This is a genomic window from Nonomuraea sp. NPDC052634, from assembly GCF_040678535.1.
Taxonomy (GTDB): Bacteria; Actinomycetota; Actinomycetes; order Streptosporangiales; family Streptosporangiaceae; genus Nonomuraea; species Nonomuraea fastidiosa.
The window spans coordinates 431059-448182 of record NZ_JBFATY010000006.1 but is presented as its reverse complement, the minus strand read 5'-3'; the positions used below and the strand labels follow the sequence as shown (position 1 = coordinate 448182).

Annotated in this window: 14 protein-coding genes and 1 pseudogene; 7 read left to right on the top strand and 8 right to left on the bottom strand. The window is 71.6% G+C overall.

The genetic code is table 11. The features are described from left to right. Window positions 1–3: 3 nt before the first annotated feature. A complete protein-coding gene (locus AB0K67_RS27280) occupies window positions 4–1221 on the top strand; it encodes an ROK family protein (RefSeq protein ID WP_364065797.1) in 1218 nt (405 codons plus the stop codon). Window positions 1222–1611: 390 nt separating this feature from the next. Here the strand turns inward: AB0K67_RS27280 and AB0K67_RS27275 are convergent. After that, window positions 1612–2028 (bottom strand): annotated as a pseudogene (locus tag AB0K67_RS27275) (Clp protease N-terminal domain-containing protein); the annotation flags it as partial. Window positions 2029–2100: 72 nt separating this feature from the next. Between AB0K67_RS27275 and AB0K67_RS27270 the strand changes: the two are divergent. Both AB0K67_RS27270 and add read left to right on the top strand, forming a co-directional pair. Further along, on the top strand, window positions 2101–2871 hold the full coding sequence (locus AB0K67_RS27270; RefSeq protein WP_364065794.1) for a hypothetical protein: 771 nt from the start codon (window positions 2101–2103) through the stop codon (window positions 2869–2871). 144 nt (window positions 2872–3015) lie between these two features. Next, window positions 3016–4038: an adenosine deaminase gene (gene add, locus AB0K67_RS27265; RefSeq protein WP_364065791.1), complete on the top strand. Its 1023-nt coding sequence runs from the start codon at window positions 3016–3018 to the stop codon at window positions 4036–4038. 260 nt (window positions 4039–4298) lie between these two features. Here add and pgl read toward each other — a convergent pair whose 3' ends face one another. Genes pgl through tkt form a run of 6 tightly spaced genes read right to left on the bottom strand, consistent with a single transcriptional unit; the run spans window position 4299 to window position 12440 of the window. After that, on the bottom strand, window positions 4299–5072 hold the full coding sequence (gene pgl / locus AB0K67_RS27260) for a 6-phosphogluconolactonase (RefSeq protein ID WP_364065955.1): 774 nt from the start codon (window positions 5070–5072) through the stop codon (window positions 4299–4301). Between the two features lie 5 nt (window positions 5073–5077). Beyond that, entirely contained in the window at window positions 5078–5995 is a 918-nt protein-coding gene (locus AB0K67_RS27255) for a glucose-6-phosphate dehydrogenase assembly protein OpcA (protein ID WP_364065788.1), read from the bottom strand. A gap of 1 nt (window position 5996) precedes the next feature. After that, entirely contained in the window at window positions 5997–7634 is a 1638-nt protein-coding gene (gene zwf / locus AB0K67_RS27250; protein ID WP_364065785.1) for a glucose-6-phosphate dehydrogenase, read from the bottom strand. Window position 7635: 1 nt separating this feature from the next. Next, window positions 7636–9249: a glucose-6-phosphate isomerase gene (locus AB0K67_RS27245; protein ID WP_364065952.1), complete on the bottom strand. Its 1614-nt coding sequence runs from the start codon at window positions 9247–9249 to the stop codon at window positions 7636–7638. After that, window positions 9249–10340, bottom strand: coding sequence for a transaldolase (gene tal / locus AB0K67_RS27240; RefSeq protein WP_364065783.1), 1092 nt, complete (start codon window positions 10338–10340; stop codon window positions 9249–9251). The genes AB0K67_RS27245 and tal overlap by 1 nt, the downstream gene beginning before the upstream one ends. A 6-nt stretch (window positions 10341–10346) precedes the next feature. Then, window positions 10347–12440 carry a transketolase gene (tkt, locus tag AB0K67_RS27235; RefSeq protein WP_364065781.1) on the bottom strand — a complete coding sequence of 698 codons (2094 nt, stop codon included), beginning with the start codon at window positions 12438–12440 and terminating at the stop codon, window positions 10347–10349. A gap of 371 nt (window positions 12441–12811) precedes the next feature. Between tkt and AB0K67_RS27230 the strand changes: the two genes are divergently transcribed. The 4 genes from AB0K67_RS27230 to AB0K67_RS27215 are packed head-to-tail and all read left to right on the top strand — an operon-like array spanning window position 12812 to window position 16371. Further along, on the top strand, window positions 12812–13756 hold the full coding sequence (locus AB0K67_RS27230; protein WP_364065779.1) for a heme o synthase: 945 nt from the start codon (window positions 12812–12814) through the stop codon (window positions 13754–13756). Window positions 13757–13809: 53 nt separating this feature from the next. Further along, the gene (locus tag AB0K67_RS27225) at window positions 13810–14193 is read left to right on the top strand and encodes a metalloregulator ArsR/SmtB family transcription factor (RefSeq protein ID WP_364065776.1); all 384 of its coding nucleotides are present in this window, start codon (window positions 13810–13812) and stop codon (window positions 14191–14193) included. Then, window positions 14190–15194 (top strand): cation diffusion facilitator family transporter, encoded by a 1005-nt coding sequence (locus AB0K67_RS27220; RefSeq protein ID WP_364065773.1) that lies wholly within the window; start codon window positions 14190–14192, stop codon window positions 15192–15194. Before AB0K67_RS27225 ends, AB0K67_RS27220 begins: the two co-directional genes overlap by 4 nt. After that, complete coding sequence (locus AB0K67_RS27215; RefSeq protein WP_364065770.1) at window positions 15181–16371, top strand: PrsW family intramembrane metalloprotease; 1191 nt, start codon at window positions 15181–15183, stop codon at window positions 16369–16371. The genes AB0K67_RS27220 and AB0K67_RS27215 overlap by 14 nt, the downstream gene beginning before the upstream one ends. On the opposite strand, the gene AB0K67_RS27210 is transcribed toward AB0K67_RS27215, so the two are convergent. Then, entirely contained in the window at window positions 16347–17072 is a 726-nt protein-coding gene (locus AB0K67_RS27210; protein ID WP_364065768.1) for an ElyC/SanA/YdcF family protein, read from the bottom strand. The genes AB0K67_RS27215 and AB0K67_RS27210 overlap by 25 nt on opposite strands. Window positions 17073–17124: the final 52 nt, after the last annotated feature.

The window sequence follows — 17124 nt, the reverse complement described above, 5'->3', positions numbered from 1 at the left end:
AGGGTGACGGCGACGACGACGGCGGGCGCGCGGACACAGGAGCAGCTGCGGCAGCGCAACCTGAGCGAGGTGCTGCGGCGCGTGCACAAAGAGGGAGCGGTGTCGCGGGCCGCGCTGAGCCGCTGGATGGGCCTCAACCGCAGCACCATCATGGACCTGACCGCCGAACTCGCCGCTGCCGGGCTCGTCCGCGAGGGCGTCCCCGACCGCAGGGGCCGCGCGGGGCGGCCGTCCATCGTCGTCATGCCCGAGCAGGAGAGCCTGTACGGTCTCGCGTTCGACGTCGCCGTGGACCGGCTGATCGCGGCCCGCGTGGGGCTCGGCGGACGGGTGCTCGCCCGGCGCGAGGCCGTACGCGCCCGCGCGGGCGTGGACCTGGAGGATGTCGTCGGCGTCCTCGCCGCGTTCGGCCGCGAGCTGGTGGCGGAGGCAGGTCCCGACGCGTTGTGCGTGGGCATCGGGGCGTCGTACTGCGGGCTGATCAGGCGAGCCGACGGCACGGTCCGCTACGGGCCGCACCTCGGCTGGGTGGACCAGGCGTTCGGGCCGGAGCTCGCCGCCGGGCTCGGGCTCGGGCTGCCGGTCGAGGTGGGCAACGAGGCGCACCTGGGCGCGGTCGCCGAGCACGTACGCGGTGCGGGCAGGGACGTCGACAACCTCATCTACCTGCACGGCGACGTCGGCGTCGGCGGCGGGATCATCGTCGGCGGCAGGCTGCTCGACGGCGACGGCGGCTACGGCTGCGAGCTCGGGCACATGCTGGTCAACCCCTTCGACGGGCGCCCCTGCCTGTGCGGGTCGCGCGGCTGCCTGGAGGCGGAGGTGGGCGAGGAGGCGCTGCTCGGGTACGCCGGACGCGCCGGCGAGCTGTTCGGCCGCGAGGGTATCAGAGCCGTCGTCGCCCTGGCCGCCACCGGTGACGCACGGGCGCAGGACGCGCTCGACCGGGTCGGCGACTGGCTCGGCGTCGGCATCGTCAACCTCATCAACCTGTTCAACCCGGCGCTGGTGGTCTTCGGCGGCATGCTGCGCGACGTCTATCCGGGCGCCGCGCCCCGGGTCAGGGAGCGCGTGGACGCCCACGTGCTGCCGGTGTCGCGCGAACGCGTCCGCCTGGCGGTGACCGCGCTCGGCGACGACACCACGCTCGCCGGGGCCGCCGAGCTGGCCTTCGCCAACCTCCTGGAGAACCCACTCGACACCTTGGCCGCCCTCCGCTGACCTTCGGGGCGTCGATGTTCGGTTCCCGTGGTGGCGTGATGGGGGTCGCCGGTCGTGGCTGGATGGCGCCTTACGGTCGCGGGAGGTGCCGGCTGTCCGGTGGCGGGCCGGCAGCCGGTGCTCGGCCGGATGGGCGTCAGCCGGTGCTCGGCCGGATGGGCGTCAGCCGGTGCCGGTGGCGTCCTCGCCGTTCGCGTCGTCCCGGTTCTCGTCGTCCCTCGCCGTGCCCTCCCGGCTCGCTGGTGCGGGCGGCTCGTCGCGTTTGATGCCGAGGTGGCGTTCGATCCGATCGAGGCTCTCCTGGATCTGGGTGAGCTGCTCCTGCAGCGTCGAGCCGCCTGCGGCGAAGATCTCGGACGGACGTTCCCTGGAGCCGCGGCTGAGCCGGTCGAGGACGCGCCGGCGTACGTCCGCGGGCTCCACGCCCGCGTCGGCGAGCGCCTGGGCGGCCGGGCCCTCGCCCTCCCTGATCAGGCCCAGCAGGATGTGCTCGGTACCGATGTAGTTGTGGCGTAGCTGCAGGGCCTCGCGCAGCGACAGCTCCAGGACCTTCTTCGCGCGCTGCGTGAAGGGGATGTGCCCGTGGGGCTCCTTGGCACCGTGGCCCATCTCCTGCTCCACGAACGCGCGTACGCGCTCCAGCTGCACGCCGCACTCGGTGAGCACGAGGGACGCGAGCCCTTCGCCCTCGTGGATGAGACCGAGCAATATGTGTTCAGTGCCGATGTAGTCGTGGTTCATCATCCGCGCCTCCTCCTGGGCGAGGACGACGACCCTGCGCGCACGGTCGGTGAATCGCTCGAACACCGGGGCCTCCGTTCGGCTGGGGCTGTCTCCACTATGCGCTAGAAAATCGGCGGCGGAGGGTATTTGTCCTGTGTGGATCTCGATGAGGTGGCCGATCGCCTGTACGGGGTGCCGCCGCCGGAGTTCACCGCCGCCCGCGCGGAGGAGGCCCGCGCGGCGAAGGAGGCGGGCGACGTACGGCTCTCCCGCGAGATCGCGAAGCTGCGCAAGCCCACGGTGTCGGCGTGGGCGGTGAACCGGCTCTCCCGCGAGCATCCCGACGAGCTCCGCGAGCTGCTGGAGGTGGGGGAGCGGCTGCGCGCGGCCTGGCGGGAGCAGGACGCGGACGCGCTGGCCGAGCTGGCCCGGCTCAGGGGTGAGGTGACCGCCAAGGTGGGCCGGCTGGCCAGGCGGGCGGGTGACCTGTCGGCCGCCGCCGCCACCGAGGTGGACCAGACCCTGGACGCCGCCCTGGTGGACGGGGAGGCGGCCGAGGAGGTACGGCGGGGGCGGCTGGCCAAGCCCCTGCGGTACAGCGGCTTCGCCCCCGCGCCCGTCACCCGCGAGCGTCCGCCGCGAAGGAAGAAGAGCGGCGGAGACGAGGCGGACACGGCCGAGGAGGCGCGCAGGCGGGAGGAGGAGACCGCCAGGAAGGCCAAGGAGCGCGAGGAGGCCGAGGCGGCGCACCGGGAGTGGGCGGCGCAGCTGGAGACCGCCCAGAAGGAGCACGACGAGCGCGCGGGGAAGGTGGCTCGGCTGGAGAGGAAGCTGGCCAAGGCGCGTAAGAAACTCGAGGACGCCAGGCAGCGGCTCGAAGTCGCGCGCCGCGAGGAACGCCACGCCCGGCAACGGCTGGAGCGGTGAGCGGGCGGCGCGGCGGCCCGCGATCATGCACGTCGGTGCTGGTCACCGCCTCAGCGCGACTCGGCCCGATAATCTGACAAACTTGTGTGAGATTCGGCGCTGAAACCTGTCTTTTCGGGATACGCCGGTCTTATGGTCGTCCGCATGACCCTCGACGACTTCATCGACGCCCTGCCCAAGGTCGAGCTGCACGTTCACCACGTCGGCTCCGCCTCGGTCCCCACCGTGCTGGAGCTGGCGCGCCGCCACCCGGGCAGCGGCGTCCCCACCACGGAGGAGGAGCTGCGCCGCTTCTACACCTTCCGGGACTTTCCGCACTTCGCCCGCGTGTACGCGGCCGTCAACGCGCTCATACGCGAGCCCGAGGACGTCGCCACGCTCGTGCTCGGCCTGGCCCGCGACCTCGCCTCCCAAGGCGGGCGGTACGCGGAGCTGCAGGTCACGCCGTACGCCCAGCACGTGGTCGGCCTGCCGATGCGCGCGGTCACCGAGGCGCTCGACCTGGCCGCCCGCGACGCGCTCGCCGAGCACGGCGTCGAGATCGCCTACATCTTCGACATCCCCGGCGAGTACGGCGAAGAGGCCGCCAAGGTGACGCTCAAGCACGCGCTCGAAGAACCTCCCACCGCGTTGGTAGGTTTCGGCATCGGCGGGATCGAACAGGAACGCCCGAAGTACCGCGACGCCTACCGCGCCGCGTTCGCCGCCGCGCGGGCGGCCGGGCTGCACAGCGTCCCGCACGGCGGGGAGATGACCGGGCCGGAGACGATCTGGGAGGTCGTGGAGCACTACGGCGCCGAGCGCATCGGCCACGGCATCAACTGCCTGGCCGACCCCCGGCTGGTGGCGCATCTGCGGGAGACGCAGATCCCGCTCGATGTCTGCCCGACGTCCAACCTGTGCACGGGACAGATCGCCCGTATCGAGGACCACCCGCTGCCCCGGCTGCTGGAAGAGGGGCTGTACGTGACGCTGAACAGCGACGATCCGCCCATGTTCGGCACCACGCTGGCCGACGAGTACCGGGTCGCGGCCCGGGTGTTCGGCTTCGGCCGGGAGCAGCTCGCCGAGCTGGCACGGAACGGGGTGCGGGCGTCGTACCTGGCGGAGGAGCGCAAGCAGGCACTGCTCACCGAGATCGACACCCTCGCGGCCGCACCCGGCTGAGCGTGCACCACGTCGGCCGCCCGGCGTCCGGCGCCACGGGGAGTGAGCCACACGTCGCCCGGGCGGAGCAGGGAGCTCCCCGCGAGGGGAGCGAGCCGCGGAAGCCCTCCACAAGGCTCTCAGGGACGCTCGAAGGCTCTGGCGGCAAAGCCGAGGCCCCCAAGGCCGCACCTCGCGCAAGGTGGGCTCTGGGGGCCTCTGAAAGGGTCTGACCGGGTCTCAGGAAGCCGCCGGGCACGAGGCTTCCCGGACGCGGCGGATCACGGGGATGCGAGGCGGCCGAGACCCGGCGGGATCTTGGCCGCCGCCGCGCGGTCGAGCAGGAACAGCGTCCGCCCGCGCCCCCGCGCCCCCGCCGCCGGCACCTGCACGGGCCCGGAATCGGACAGCGCCATGCGCACCGCGCCCGCCTTCTCCTCGCCCGCCGCGACCACCCACACCTCGCGCGAGGCCTGGATGGCGGGCAGGGTCAGGGAGATACGGGTGGGCGGCGGCTTGGGCGAGCCGTGCACGGCCACCACCGGGCGGGTGTCGTACAGGGCCGGCATGCCGGGGAACAGCGACGCCACGTGGGTGTCCGGCCCCATGCCGAGCAGCATCACGTCGAAGGCGGGCACCGGCCCGTGATCCTCGGGCCTGGCGGCCTTGCGCAGCTCGGCGGCGTAGGCGTCGGCGGACTCCTCGGCCGTCATCCCCGAGTCGGGGCCGCGCATGACGTGCACCCGCTCGGGATCGACGTCGACGTGGTCGAGCAGCGCCTGGCGGGCGCCGGTCTCGTTGCGCTCCTTGTCGCCGTCGGGCAGGAACCGCTCGTCGCCCCACCAGATGTCCAGGCGCCGCCAGTCGACGGCGTCCCTGGCCGGCGTGGCCGCGATGGCGGCCAGCGTGGCGGTGCCGATCGTGCCGCCGGTCAGCACGATCGACGCAGAGCCCTTGGCCGCCTGCGCGTCGACCAGCCGCGTGATGATGCGCGCCGCCACGGCGTTGGCCAGGACTTCGGCGTCACGGTGCACGACGATGGTGGGCACGCTCACTTTGCTCATCCCTTGAACGTCCTCGCGAAACGCTTGACCGCGGCCTCGTAGATCTCGTCGCTGTCGAGCCTGCGCAGCTCCTCGGCCATCAGCTCCGAGGTCTGCCGGCGGGCCAGCGCCACGGTCCTGTCCGGCTGGCCGGGACGCGAGAGCGTGGCCACGCGGGCGTCGTTGCGCACGACCGACAGCTCACCGCCCGCGGCGAGCTGCAGGCGCACGGCGGTCAGGCCGGGACCCGCCGAGTCGACGACCTTGACGGAGCAGCCCAGCCGCTCCGACAGCCAGGCCGCGAGCAGCGGCGCGCTCGGGTGGCCGGCCGCGGCCTCGACCGTGCCCTTGCGCACCTTGCCCACCGGCTGGTCGAACGCGGCCGCCAGCAGGCTGCGCCACGGCGTGATCCGAGCCCAGGCCAGGTCGGTGTCGCCGCGGGCGTACCCCTTGGCGCGGGTCACCAGCGACTTGACGCCGCCGTCGTCGAAGCCCTTGGCGTCGGTGATGCGCCGCTGCGCCAGCGCCCCGATGGCGTCCTTGGACGGCACGTCGGGCGCCGCGCCCGGCCACCAGGCCACCACGGGCGTGTCGGGCAGCAGCAGCGGGCTGACGACGGAGTCGGCGTGCTCGGTCAGCTCGCCGTACAGGCGCAGCACCACGACCTCGCCGGGCGTGTTCTCGCCGATGCGCAGCTCGGCGTCCAGCCTGATCGGCTCGTCCTCCTCGCGCTTGATCACCACGATGATGCGCGACGGGTGCTCGCGGGCCGCCTCGGTGGCCGCCCGCAGCGCGTCGTACTGGTGGCGCTCCTCGCAGACCACGACGAGCGTGAGCACCATGCCGATGGCCGGCGCGCCCATCTGGTGACGCAGGTGCGTGAACTGGGCGGCGATCTTGCCTGCCGTGGTGTCGGTCAGCATGAAGGTCGTCATGTCAGAGCCTCCTCCACACGCGGCCGTCGCGGGCCATCATCGCATCGGCCGACGTGGGACCCCACGAGCCCGACTCGTACGGCTCCGGCTGGCCCTGCGTGGCCCAGAACTCCTCGATCGGGTCGAGGATCTTCCACGACAGCTCCACCTCCCGCTGGTGCGGGAAGAGCGGCGGATCGCCGATCATCACGTCGAGCAGCAGCCGCTCGTACGCCTCGGGCGACGACTCCAGGAACGACTCGCCGTAGGCGAAGTCCATGGACACATCGCGCACCTCCATCGCCGTGCCCGGCACCTTCGAGCCGAAGCGCACGGTGATGCCCTCGTCCGGCTGCACCCGGATGACCAGGGCGTTCTGGCCGAGGATCTCGGTGTCGTCGGCGCTGAACGGCAGGTGCGGCGCCCGCTGGAACACCACGGCCACCTCGGTCACCCGGCGGCCGAGCCGCTTGCCGGTGCGCAGGTAGAACGGCACCCCGGCCCAGCGCCTGTTGGCGATCTCCAGCTTGATCGCCGCGTACGTCTCGGTCGTGGAGTCGGGCGAGATGCCCTCCTCCTGGAGGTAGCCGACGACCTTCTCGCCGCCCTGCCAGCCGGCGGCGTACTGGCCGCGCGCGGTGTTGAGCGCCAGGTTGGCCGGCAGCCGCACGGCCTTGAGCACCTTCTCCTTCTCCCGGCGCAGCGAGGCCGCCTCGAACGAGGTCGGGTCCTCCATCGCGACGAGCGCGAGAAGCTGGAGCAGGTGGTTCTGGATCACGTCGCGGGCGGCGCCGATGCCGTCGTAGTAGCCGGCCCGGCCGCCGATGCCGATGTCCTCGGCCATCGTGATCTGCACGTGGTCGACGAAGCTGCGGTTCCAGATCGGCTCGTAGAGGTTGTTGGCGAACCTCAGCGCCATGATGTTCTGGACCGTCTCCTTGCCGAGGTAGTGGTCGATCCGGAAGATCGAGCTCTCGGGGAAAGCCGAGGTGGTGATCTCGTTCAGCTCGTGTGCCGACTTCAGGTCGTGGCCGAACGGCTTCTCGATCACCACGCGCCGCCAGGAACCCTCGGGCGCGTCGGACAGGCCGGTGCGCTTGAGCTGCTCCACCACCACGGGGAAGAACTTCGGCGGCACCGACAGGTAGAAAGCGTAGTTTCCGCCGGTGCCCCGGGTCTCGTCGATCTCGGCCAACGCCATGGCGAGCGCATCGAAGGCGCCGTCGTCGGAGAACTCGCCGGGCACGAAGTGGATGCCCTCGCGAAGCTGCTTCCAGACCTCCTCACGGAACGGCGTCCTGGCGTGCGCCTTGACGGCCTCGTACGTCAACTGGGCGAAATCCTGGTCCTTCCAATCGCGCCGGGCGAAGCCGACCAGCGAGAAGCCGGGTGGCAGCAGCCCCCGGTTGCCCAGGTCGTAAATCGCCGGCAGCAGTTTGCGCTTGGCCAGGTCACCCGTCACACCGAACAACACCATCACGCACGGCCCCGCCACTCTGGGCAGCCGCTTGTCGCGCGGGTCGCGCAGCGGATTGGCCGCGGCCACCGCCTCGGTGGTGGACGTGCCGGCGACGGCGGACGCCACGGTGAGGGCCTCCTCCGCGGGCGCGCCCGGCGCCGCGGGTTCTTCAGGTGCCGCGGGGTCAGCGCGGTCAGTCATCTCAAGCCTCCTGTGCGGCTGCGAGCAAACGCGCGACTCCCGCCGCGCGGTCGGTCAGATGCAGGCGTACGGCAGGGCGGCCGCGGGTCTCCAGCGCCCCCAGGTCGCCCAGCGCCTGCGCGAGCTGAAGCCGGCCCAGCGTGTAGGGCCGGCCGGGAACGGCGACGTCTTCCTCCACTGCCCCCGTGATCTGCAGAAACACCCCGTTCTGCGGCCCGCCCTTGTGGTACTGCCCGGTCGAGTGCAGGAAGCGCGGCCCCCATCCGAACGTGACCGGCCGGTCGGTGCGCTGCGCGAGCAGCGCGCGCAGCGTCAGCGGGTCGGCCATCATCCAGGCGTCGGTCATCTGGTCGAAGTCGGCGCCCTCGGGCACCGGCGCGTCGAAGGCGGCCAGCCGGTCGAGATACGCCATGATCGCGAGGTAGCCGTCGCGGGGGATGGTGTGCAGCAGCTCGGCGAACAGCCCGGGCAGGTCCCTGGCCGTCGCCGCGCCGTACGCCTCGACCGGGCCGTCCACGAACGACGGCGCGCCGGTCGGCAGGTCGGGCAGGGACAGCAGGGTGTCGGTGTTGGCGGCGGACTCGGCGACGTTGGGCTCGTCGAACGGGTTGACCCGCAGCACCGCGCAGGCGAGCGCGGTCGCGTACTCCCAGACGAGGAACTGCGCGCCCAGCGGGCCGTCGACCCGCACGTCGCCGTCGTCGGAGTCGATGGCGACGACCAGCTCGTCGGAGGCGCCGTTGGGGTCGGCGCCCACCACGGGAAGGATGCCCTTGCCCTGCTTGCCGGTGGACTCGGCGACCAGCTCCTCGATCCAGTCGGGCAGCCCGTTGATGGCCGTCAGCCGGTCTTCGAGCACCAGCTTGTCGCGGCCGGCCAGCGCCGAGGCGGCGAGCGCGGCGCCCAGGTCGAGCCCGGGGTTGCCGTCCTCGCGCGACAGCAGCGGCAGCACCTCGCCGGCGTCGTCGAGCAGCCGCTCCACGTCGGCACCCGCCAGGGCGGCGGGCACCAGCCCGAACGCCGACAGCGCCGAGTAGCGGCCGCCCACGCTGGGCGAGGCGGGCACGAGCTGATAGCCGGCCCGCACGGCGTGCCGCTCCAGCGGGGACCCTGGAGCGGTGACGACCACGATGTGGCCGGCCGGGTCGAGGCCGGCGTCGGCGAAGCGCTGCTCGTAGACGCGCAGCAGGCAGTCGGTCTCGACCGTCGAGCCGCTGCGCCCCGCCACCACCACGACCGTGGAGGAAAGCCCTTCGGCCAGGGCCCTGCGCACCTGGCCTGGGTCGGTGGTGTCGAGCACGGTGAGCGGCACGTCCGCGGTGTCGCAGATGACCTGCGCCGCGAGCGACGAGCCGCCCATGCCGGCCAGCACCACGTTGGTCAGGCCCGCGGCGCGGGCCCGGTCCGCGAGCCTGCCCAGCACGGGCAGCAGCTCGCGGGAGTGGCGGGGCAGCGACAGCCAGCCGAGCCGGGCCGCCGCCTCCGCCTCGGCGTCCTCACCCCACAGCGTGGGGTCGCCGTCGGCGAGCCGCGCGGGCACGCCGTCGGCGACGAGGCGCCCCGCGACGGAGGAGGCGGCAGCGGCCACCCCCTCCTCGCGGTAAGAGACGTACATCACGGAACCAGGTTCTTGCTGACGCTTTCCAGCAGCTCGTTCCAGGACGCCTCGAACTTCTCCACGCCCTCGTCCTCCAGCACCTTCACGACGTCGTCGTAGTCGATGCCGGCGTCCTTGAGCGCGGCCATGGTGTTCCACGCCTGCTCGTAGAACGGGCGCACGGTGTCGCCCGTGATGGTGGCGTGGTCGGCCACGGCGTCGAGCGTCTTCTCCGGCATCGTGTTGACGGTGCCGGGGGCGACGAGCTGGTCGACGTAGAGCGTGTCGGGGTACTCGGGGTTCTTGACGCCCGTGGAGGCCCACAGCGGCCGCTGCGGACGCGCGCCGGCCTCGCGCAGGCGCTGCCAGCGCTCGGAGTTCATGACCTCCTCGAACGCCGCGTACGCCAGGCGCGCGTTGGCCACGCCCGCCTTGCCCTTCAGCTCCGGCTTGCCCAGCTTGTCGAGCCGCTTGTCGATCTCGGTGTCGACGCGGCTGACGAAGAACGAGGCCACCGACTCGATCGTGGCGAGGTTGATGCCCTTGGCCTGCGCGGCCTCCAGCCCGGCGAGCCAGGCGTCCATGACCGCGCGGTAGCGCTCGAGGGAGAAGATCAGCGTGACGTTGACGCTGATGCCCTCCGACAGCGCCTGCGTGATCGCGGGCAGGCCCTCCAGCGTGGCCGGGATCTTGATGAACAGGTTGGGCCGGTCGACCAGCCACCACAGCGCCCTGGCCTCGGCGATCGTCCGCTCGCCGTCGCGGGCGAGGCGCGGGTCCACCTCGATCGACACGCGGCCGTCGACGCCTCCGCTGGAGTCGTAGATCGGGCGCAGCACGTCGGCCGCCCACCGGATGTCGTAGGTGGTGATGGCGCGCACGGCCTCGCCGACGTCGACGCCGCGGACCGCCAGGTCGTGCATCTGGGAGTCGTAGGCGTCGCCCTTGCTGAGCGCGTTCGCGAAGATCGTCGGGTTGGACGTCACGCCGACGACGTTCTTCTCGCGGATCAGCTGCTCGAGGTTGCCGCTGCGCAGCCGCTCACGGCTGATGTCGTCGAGCCAGATGGCCACGCCCTGGCCGGACAGTTTGTTGAGGATCTCGCTCATTCTTCTTCAGTTTCCCGTCGTCTCGCCCTTGTCCTGACCGAGCTTGGCCAGGCTCGCCCTGGCCGCCGCCGCGACGCGCTCCGCCGTCAGCCCGAACTGCTCGTACAGCGTCTTGTACGGGGCCGACGCGCCGAAGTGTTCGAGGCTGACCACTTCGCCGTGCTCGCCGACGTACTCGTGCCAGCCGAGCGCGACGCCCGCCTCGACCGCGACCCGAGCCTTGATCGACGAGGGCAGAACCGTCTGCTTATATGCCGGATCCTGCCCGTTGAACCATTCGACACACGGCATGGAGACCACCCGCGTCGGGATGCCCTGCGACTCCAGGAGTTCGCGGCCCTCGATGGCGATCTGCACCTCACTGCCGGTGGCGATGAGGATGACCCGCGGCTGGCCGTCGGATGCCTCGCGCAGCACGTAACCGCCGCGGGCCACGCCGTCGGCGCTGGTGCCCTCGTAGACCGGGAGGTTCTGGCGGGTCAGCGCCAGCGCGGCCGGCCGGTCGGTGTGCTCAAGCACGGCCTTCCACGCGTAGGCCGTCTCGTTGGCGTCGGCCGGGCGCACCACGTCGAGGCCCGGGATCGCGCGCAGCGACCACAGGTGCTCGATCGGCTGGTGGGTGGGGCCGTCCTCGCCGAGACCGATGGAGTCGTGCGTCCAGACGTAGACGACCGGCAGCTTCATCAGCGCGGCCAGCCGCACCGCCGGGCGCATGTAGTCGGAGAACACCAGGAACGTGCCGCCGTACGGGCGGGTGCCGCCGTGCAGCGCGATGCCGTTGAGAATGGCGCCCATGGCGTGCTCGCGGATGCCGAAGTGCAGCGTGCGGCCGTAGCGGTTACCGGGGAACTCCTTGGTCTGGTACTCCTCCGGGATGAAGGACGGCTCGCCCTTCATCGTGGTGTTGTTGGACTCCGCCAGGTCGGCCGAGCCGCCCCACAGCTCGGGCAGCACCGGCGCGAGCGCGCTCAGCACCTCGCCGGAGGCCTTGCGGGTGGCCATGGAGGCGCCCGTCTCGAACGACGGCAGCGCCGTCGCCCAGCCGGCCGGCAGCTCGCGGTGCGAGATGCGGTCGAGCTCGGCGGCCCGCTCGGGGTTGGCCAGGCGCCACTCGCTGTAGCTCTTCTCCCATTCGGCGTGGTCGGCGCGGCCCCGCTGGACGATGCCGCGGGCGTGCTCCAGCACCTCGTCCGGCACGTCGAAGGTCTTGCTCGGGTCCATGCCCAGCACCTGCTTGGTGGCGGCGACCTCCGCCTCGCCCAGGGCCGAGCCGTGGATCTTGCCGGTGTTCTGCTTGTTGGGCGCCGGCCAGCCGATGATGGTGCGCAGCCGGATGAACGACGGGCGGTCGGTCTCGGCCTTGGCCTTCTGCAGCGCCTCGTACAGGGCCTGGATGTCCTCGACGTACTCGCCGCCGGCGGTCCAGTCGACGCTCTCGGTGTGCCAGCCGTAGGCCTGGTAGCGGGCGACGACGTCCTCCGACTTGGCGATCTGGGTGTCGTCCTCGATGGAGATGTGGTTGTCGTCGTAGATGACGATGAGGTTGCCCAGCTTCTGGTGGCCGGCGATGGCGCTGGCCTCGTGGCTGATGCCCTCCTCGATGTCGCCGTCGCTGACCAGGCACCAGATGTGGTGGTCGAACGGCGAGGCGCCGGGCGCGGCGTCGGGGTCGAACAGGCCGCGCTCACGGCGGGCGGCCATCGCCATGCCCACCGCGTTGCCCAGGCCCTGGCCCAGCGGGCCCGTCGTGGTCTCGACGCCCGCCGTGTGGCCGTGCTCGGGGTGGCCGGGAGTGAGGCTGTCCCACTGCCGCAGCCGCTTGAGGTCGTCAAGCGTCAGTCCGTAGCCCGACAGGAAGAGCTGGATGTAGAGCGTCAGGCTGGTGTGGCCGCACGACAGCACGAAGCGGTCACGACCGATCCAGCCGGGGTCGGTGGGGTCGTGACGCATCACGCGCTGGAACAACAGATAGGCGGCGGGGGCCAGGCTCATGGCGGTGCCGGGGTGACCCGAGCCCGCCTTCTCCACTGCGTCCATCGCCAGTGCCCGGACGACATCGACCGCCTTCTTGTCGAGGTCGGTCCACTCAAGGGCTGGCACGAGTTCGGTGCTCAAGTGCTCGATCTCCGGAATCTAGTTGTCATTGGTTGTGGCTTGTCCCGCCCGCGGCCGGTCACCTGGCGCCGTCCGGCGCCCGGCCTGCCGGCCGGTCGCAGGTCGCGCGCGCGGTGGTGCGTAGGGCCGGCCGCGAGATCGCGTGGCCCGCGCCTACACGGGACACTAACCGAGTAGGGACGGCGATCGATTCCCATTCCACCCTCGCGTGTCCATGTACGGCTCAAGCCCCCCATTGGCCGGACCGGCTCACCCTGCGACTACAGTTTGTTTGTTCGCAGGGGCGTTCCGGCGCCCGCCCAAGGATCCGCTCTAATCAGAGGTTACGCGTTGACTTCCGACAGGCTGGAAGCGCCTTGACGGTGCTGACCAACAGGCAGGCGACGGCCCCGTCACCGAAGGTGGAGGCGCCGCGCACGTTCGGCGTGGTCGTCAAGGCCTACATCGCACTCACCAAGCCGCGGATCATCGAGCTGCTGCTGATCACGACGCTGCCGGTGATGTTCCTCGCAGCGGGCGGCCTTCCGCCGCTGTGGACGTCGATCTCGGTCATGGTGTTCGGCACCCTATCGGCGGGCAGCGCCAACGCGCTCAACTGCTATGTGGATCGCGACATCGACCAGAAGATGCGCCGCACCCGCAAGCGCCCGCTGGCCAGGCACCAGGTTTCGCCGCGCAACGCGCTGATCTTCGGCATCGTGCTCGGCGTGGTGTCCACGGCCGGGCTCTGGCTGACCACCAACTGGCTGGCCGCGCTGCTGTCGCTCGGCGCGATCCTGTTCTACGTGCTGGTCTACTCGATGATCCTCAAGCGGCGCACGGCCCAGAACATCGTGTGGGGCGGCATCGCCGGCTGCATGCCGGTGATGATCGGCTGGGCGGGCATCACCGAGCGGCTCGACTGGGCGCCGCTGGTGCTGTTCGGGGTGGTGTTCTTCTGGACGCCGCCGCACACCTGGACGCTGGCCATGCGCTACAAGGAGGACTACGCGGCGGCCAACGTGCCGATGCTGCCGGTGGTGGCCACCGAGCGGCGCGTGGTGCTGGAGTCCATCGCCTACACCTGGGCGACCGTGCTGTGCTCGCTGGCGCTGTGGCCGGTGGCGGGCACCACGCTGTTCTACCCGATCGTGGCGGCCGTGCTGGGCGTGATGTGCCTGTGGGAGGTGCACCGCCTGCTGTCCAGGCTCAACGCCGGCAAGACGGGCGTGCATCTGCGGCCCATGCGCTTCTTCCACTGGTCGAACGCCTATCTGGCGCTGCTCTTCCTCGCCGTGGCGATCGACCCGCTGTTGTCCTGACTTTTCTGGCCCGGCCGTTGCGCCGGGCTTTTTCACGTTCGTACCATGCACATATGAACACCTCTTCAGATGTTGTCACGGGCCTGGACGGATGCGCGGTGCCGGAGACCGACGCCGCGCGGGTCGCGGCCACCCGCGACCGGCTCGTGACACCTGAGGAGGCGACCCGGCTGGCCGAGCTGTTCCGCCTGCTCGGCGACCCGACCAGGGCCCGCCTGCTGTACGCGCTGCTGGAGGCGGGCGAGCTGTGCGTGTGCGACCTGGCGGACGCCGTCGAGGTGTCCGACACCGCCGTCTCCCACGCGCTGCGCCTGCTGCGCACGGCCGGGATCGTGGCCAGCCGCAGGGCGGGCAGGACGGTCTACTACCGGCTGGCCGACGCCCACGTCCGCATGCTGCTCGACCTGAGCCGGGAGCATCTGAAGGAGACGGGATGAGCGGTGTGCAGCACGGCCGCACCCATGCTGACGGACATGCCCGCGCTCATGGGCACGGGCACGGGCACGGGCACGCGCTGAGCCCCGACGCCGACAGGCGGTACCTGTGGGGCGCGCTCGCGCTCATCTGCGGCTTCATGGTGGCCGAGGTGGTCGCGGGCGTGGTCGCGAACTCGATCGCGCTGATCTCCGACGCCGCCCACATGCTGACCGACGCGAGCGCGATCGCGCTGGCGCTGCTCGCCATGCGCATCGCCGCCCGCCCGGCCAAGGGCGCCTACACCTTCGGCTACAAGCGGGCCGAGATACTCTCCGCGCAGATCAACGGGGTGACGCTGCTCCTGCTCGTGGCGTACTTCGCCTACGAAGGCGTGCAGCGCATCCTGCAGCCGCCCGACGTGCACGGCCCGGTCGTGCTGGTCACCGCCGTGGCCGGCATCGCGGTCAACGCGGGCGCCGCCTGGCTGCTGTCGAAGGCGAACCGGCGCAGCCTCAACGTCGAGGGCGCCTTCCAGCACGTGCTCAACGACATGTACGCCTTCGTCGCCACCGCGGTCTCCGGCCTCGTGGTCTGGCTGACCGGCTTCCGCCAGGCCGACGCCATCGCCGCGCTCGTGGTCGCCGCGCTCATGCTCAAGGCCGGCTGGGGGCTGCTGCGCGACTCCTGCCGGGTGCTGCTGCAGGCCGCGCCCAGCGACCTCGACCCCGACGAGATCGGCCGGCTGCTGGCCTCGGACGCCGACGTCGAGGAGGTGCACGACCTGCATGTCTGGACGGTGACGAGTGGCTATCCCACGCTCTCGGCCCACGTACTCGTCAGCCGCGGCTCGGATTGTCACAAAGTGCGCACGCGCCTTGCCGACCTGCTGCACGAGCGGTTCGCGATCGGCCACACGACGCTGCAGGTCGATCATGGGGTGCCGGGGCTCGACCGGCACTGCGCCGACCCACACGGACCCCGGCACTGCGATCCGTTAAAGTCACCGTATGGCGACCCGTGATCCACGCTGGGTGTTGAAGGACCGCCCGTCGTTCGCGTTGATCATCGGGCTGGTCATCACCGGCATCTGCGCCTTCGTCTCGTTCTCCTTCGACCTGATCAACGGCGCTCCGGTGCAGTTCTTCATCGCGCTCATGCTGGCCCTGGCGCCGGTGCCGCTGCTGCTCGCCGCGGTGCTGGCGCTCGACCGCATGGAGCCGGAGCCGCGCAGCAACCTCATCTTCGCCTTCGCGTGGGGCGCGGGCATCGCCGTCCTCGTCGCCGGCGTGATCAACTCGCTCAACCTGCACTACATCATCGACACCGCCAAGCTGTCGGAGGCCAGCGCCCGCAACATCGCGGCCACGTTCGGCGCGCCGGTGGTGGAGGAGACGATGAAAGGGCTGGTGCTGCTGGGACTGCTGCGCTTCCGCAGAGCCGAGCTCGACGGGCCCACCGACGGCGTCATCTACGCCAGCATGGTCGGTCTCGGCTTCGCCATGAGCGAGAACGTCAGCTACTACCTCGGCGCGCTGTCCACCTCGGGCGTCAAGGGGCTGGCCGTGACCGTGGTGCTGCGCGGGGTGCTCTCGCCGCTGGCCCACCCGCTGTTCAGCTCCATGATCGGGGTCGCGGTCGCGTACGCGGCGCAGCGCAGCGGGCCCGAGCGCACCACGTACGTGCTGGCGGGCTGGGCCGGCGCGATGATCCTGCACGGCCTGTGGAACGGCCTGGCCTCCTACGGCGGCTTCCCTGGGCTCGTGGTGGCCTACCTGGCGCTGCTGGTCGTGCTGGTGGTGCTCATCGGCGTGGTGTTCAGGGACCGGCGGCGCATCGTGGCGCTCATCCAGCGCTACCTGCCGCCGTACGAGCCGACCAAGCTCGTCACCCCGGCCGACATCTACATGCTCTCGACGTTCTCCCGCCGCCGCCAGGCGCGCCAGTGGGCCCGCGCCCACGGCGGCAAGGCCGGCGTGCGCGCGATGCGCGACTACCAGCTCGCCGCCACCGAGCTGGGCCTGCTGCACGAGCGTGCCGCCCGCCACATGGTCGACGAGCACACCTTCCACGAGGAGCAGCGGGCGCTGCTCGAATGCATGAGCACGGCCAGGGCCGACTTCCCGGTGCCGTCGATGCACGCGCGCTCGGTGGCGAGGGGGTCGCCGCCGCCCGGCTACGCGCCGGGCGCCCCCACCTGAGCGCCGCCGGGCCGGGCCAGGATCTCGGTGAGCGAGACCTCGCGCGGCCCCGGGTAGACGGGGTCGGAGTGCAGGACCACGGCGTCGACGAACGCCTTGCCCGCGGCGAACACCTCGCGGGCGGCGCTCGCGTAGGTGGTGACGGCGTAACGCCTGACCGAGTCGTCACCCACCCCGAACGCCTCCAGCCCCGCCGCCCTGCACAGCGTCACCGCACGGGGAATGTGGAACTCCTGGGTCACCACGGTCACCTTCTCGGCGCCGAACACCCGGCGCGCCCGCACGCACGAGTCCCACGTGTCGAACCCGGCGTAGTCGAGCACCATCACGGCGTCCGGCACGCCCCTGGCGCGCAGGTAGTCGCGCATCGCCGTCGGCTCGTCATAGTCCGCGCGGCTGTTGTCGCCCGACAGCAGCAGCGCCCGCACCTTGCCCGCCCGGTACAGCTCGGCGGCGATGTCGAGCCTGCGGGCCAGCATCGGGCTGGGGTGGACGCCGTCGTACAGGCCCGCGCCCAGCACGAGCGCGGCCTGCGCCTGCGGCACCCGCGCCTGCCAGCCCGGCTCCTCCGCCGTCGCGCGATGTCCCGAACTGCTCAGCCAGGCCCACGTCATGGGCGCCAGGGCGAGCACGCTGGCCAGGACCAGCCCCTGGTACGCCCGGCGCAGCGTCTTCCGAGAGAGGCGGACTTTTCCCAGCAAATCGCACCCTTCCAGGACCGGGGGAGTGGCGGACATCTCCCATAAACCCTGG

Excerpts from the sequence above, each read along its gene's own strand:
- add (WP_364065791.1), top strand. The coding sequence starts at position 3,016 with ATGACCCTCGACGACTTCATCGACGCCCTGCCCAAGGTCGAGCTGCAC.
- AB0K67_RS27255 (WP_364065788.1), bottom strand. The coding sequence starts at position 5,995 with ATGACGACCTTCATGCTGACCGACACCACGGCAGGCAAGATCGCCGCC.
- zwf (WP_364065785.1), bottom strand. The coding sequence starts at position 7,634 with ATGACTGACCGCGCTGACCCCGCGGCACCTGAAGAACCCGCGGCGCCG.
- AB0K67_RS27245 (WP_364065952.1), bottom strand. The coding sequence starts at position 9,249 with ATGTACGTCTCTTACCGCGAGGAGGGGGTGGCCGCTGCCGCCTCCTCC.
- tal (WP_364065783.1), bottom strand. The coding sequence starts at position 10,340 with ATGAGCGAGATCCTCAACAAACTGTCCGGCCAGGGCGTGGCCATCTGG.
- AB0K67_RS27225 (WP_364065776.1), top strand. The coding sequence starts at position 13,810 with ATGAACACCTCTTCAGATGTTGTCACGGGCCTGGACGGATGCGCGGTG.
- AB0K67_RS27220 (WP_364065773.1), top strand. The coding sequence starts at position 14,190 with ATGAGCGGTGTGCAGCACGGCCGCACCCATGCTGACGGACATGCCCGC.
- AB0K67_RS27215 (WP_364065770.1), top strand. The coding sequence starts at position 15,181 with ATGGCGACCCGTGATCCACGCTGGGTGTTGAAGGACCGCCCGTCGTTC.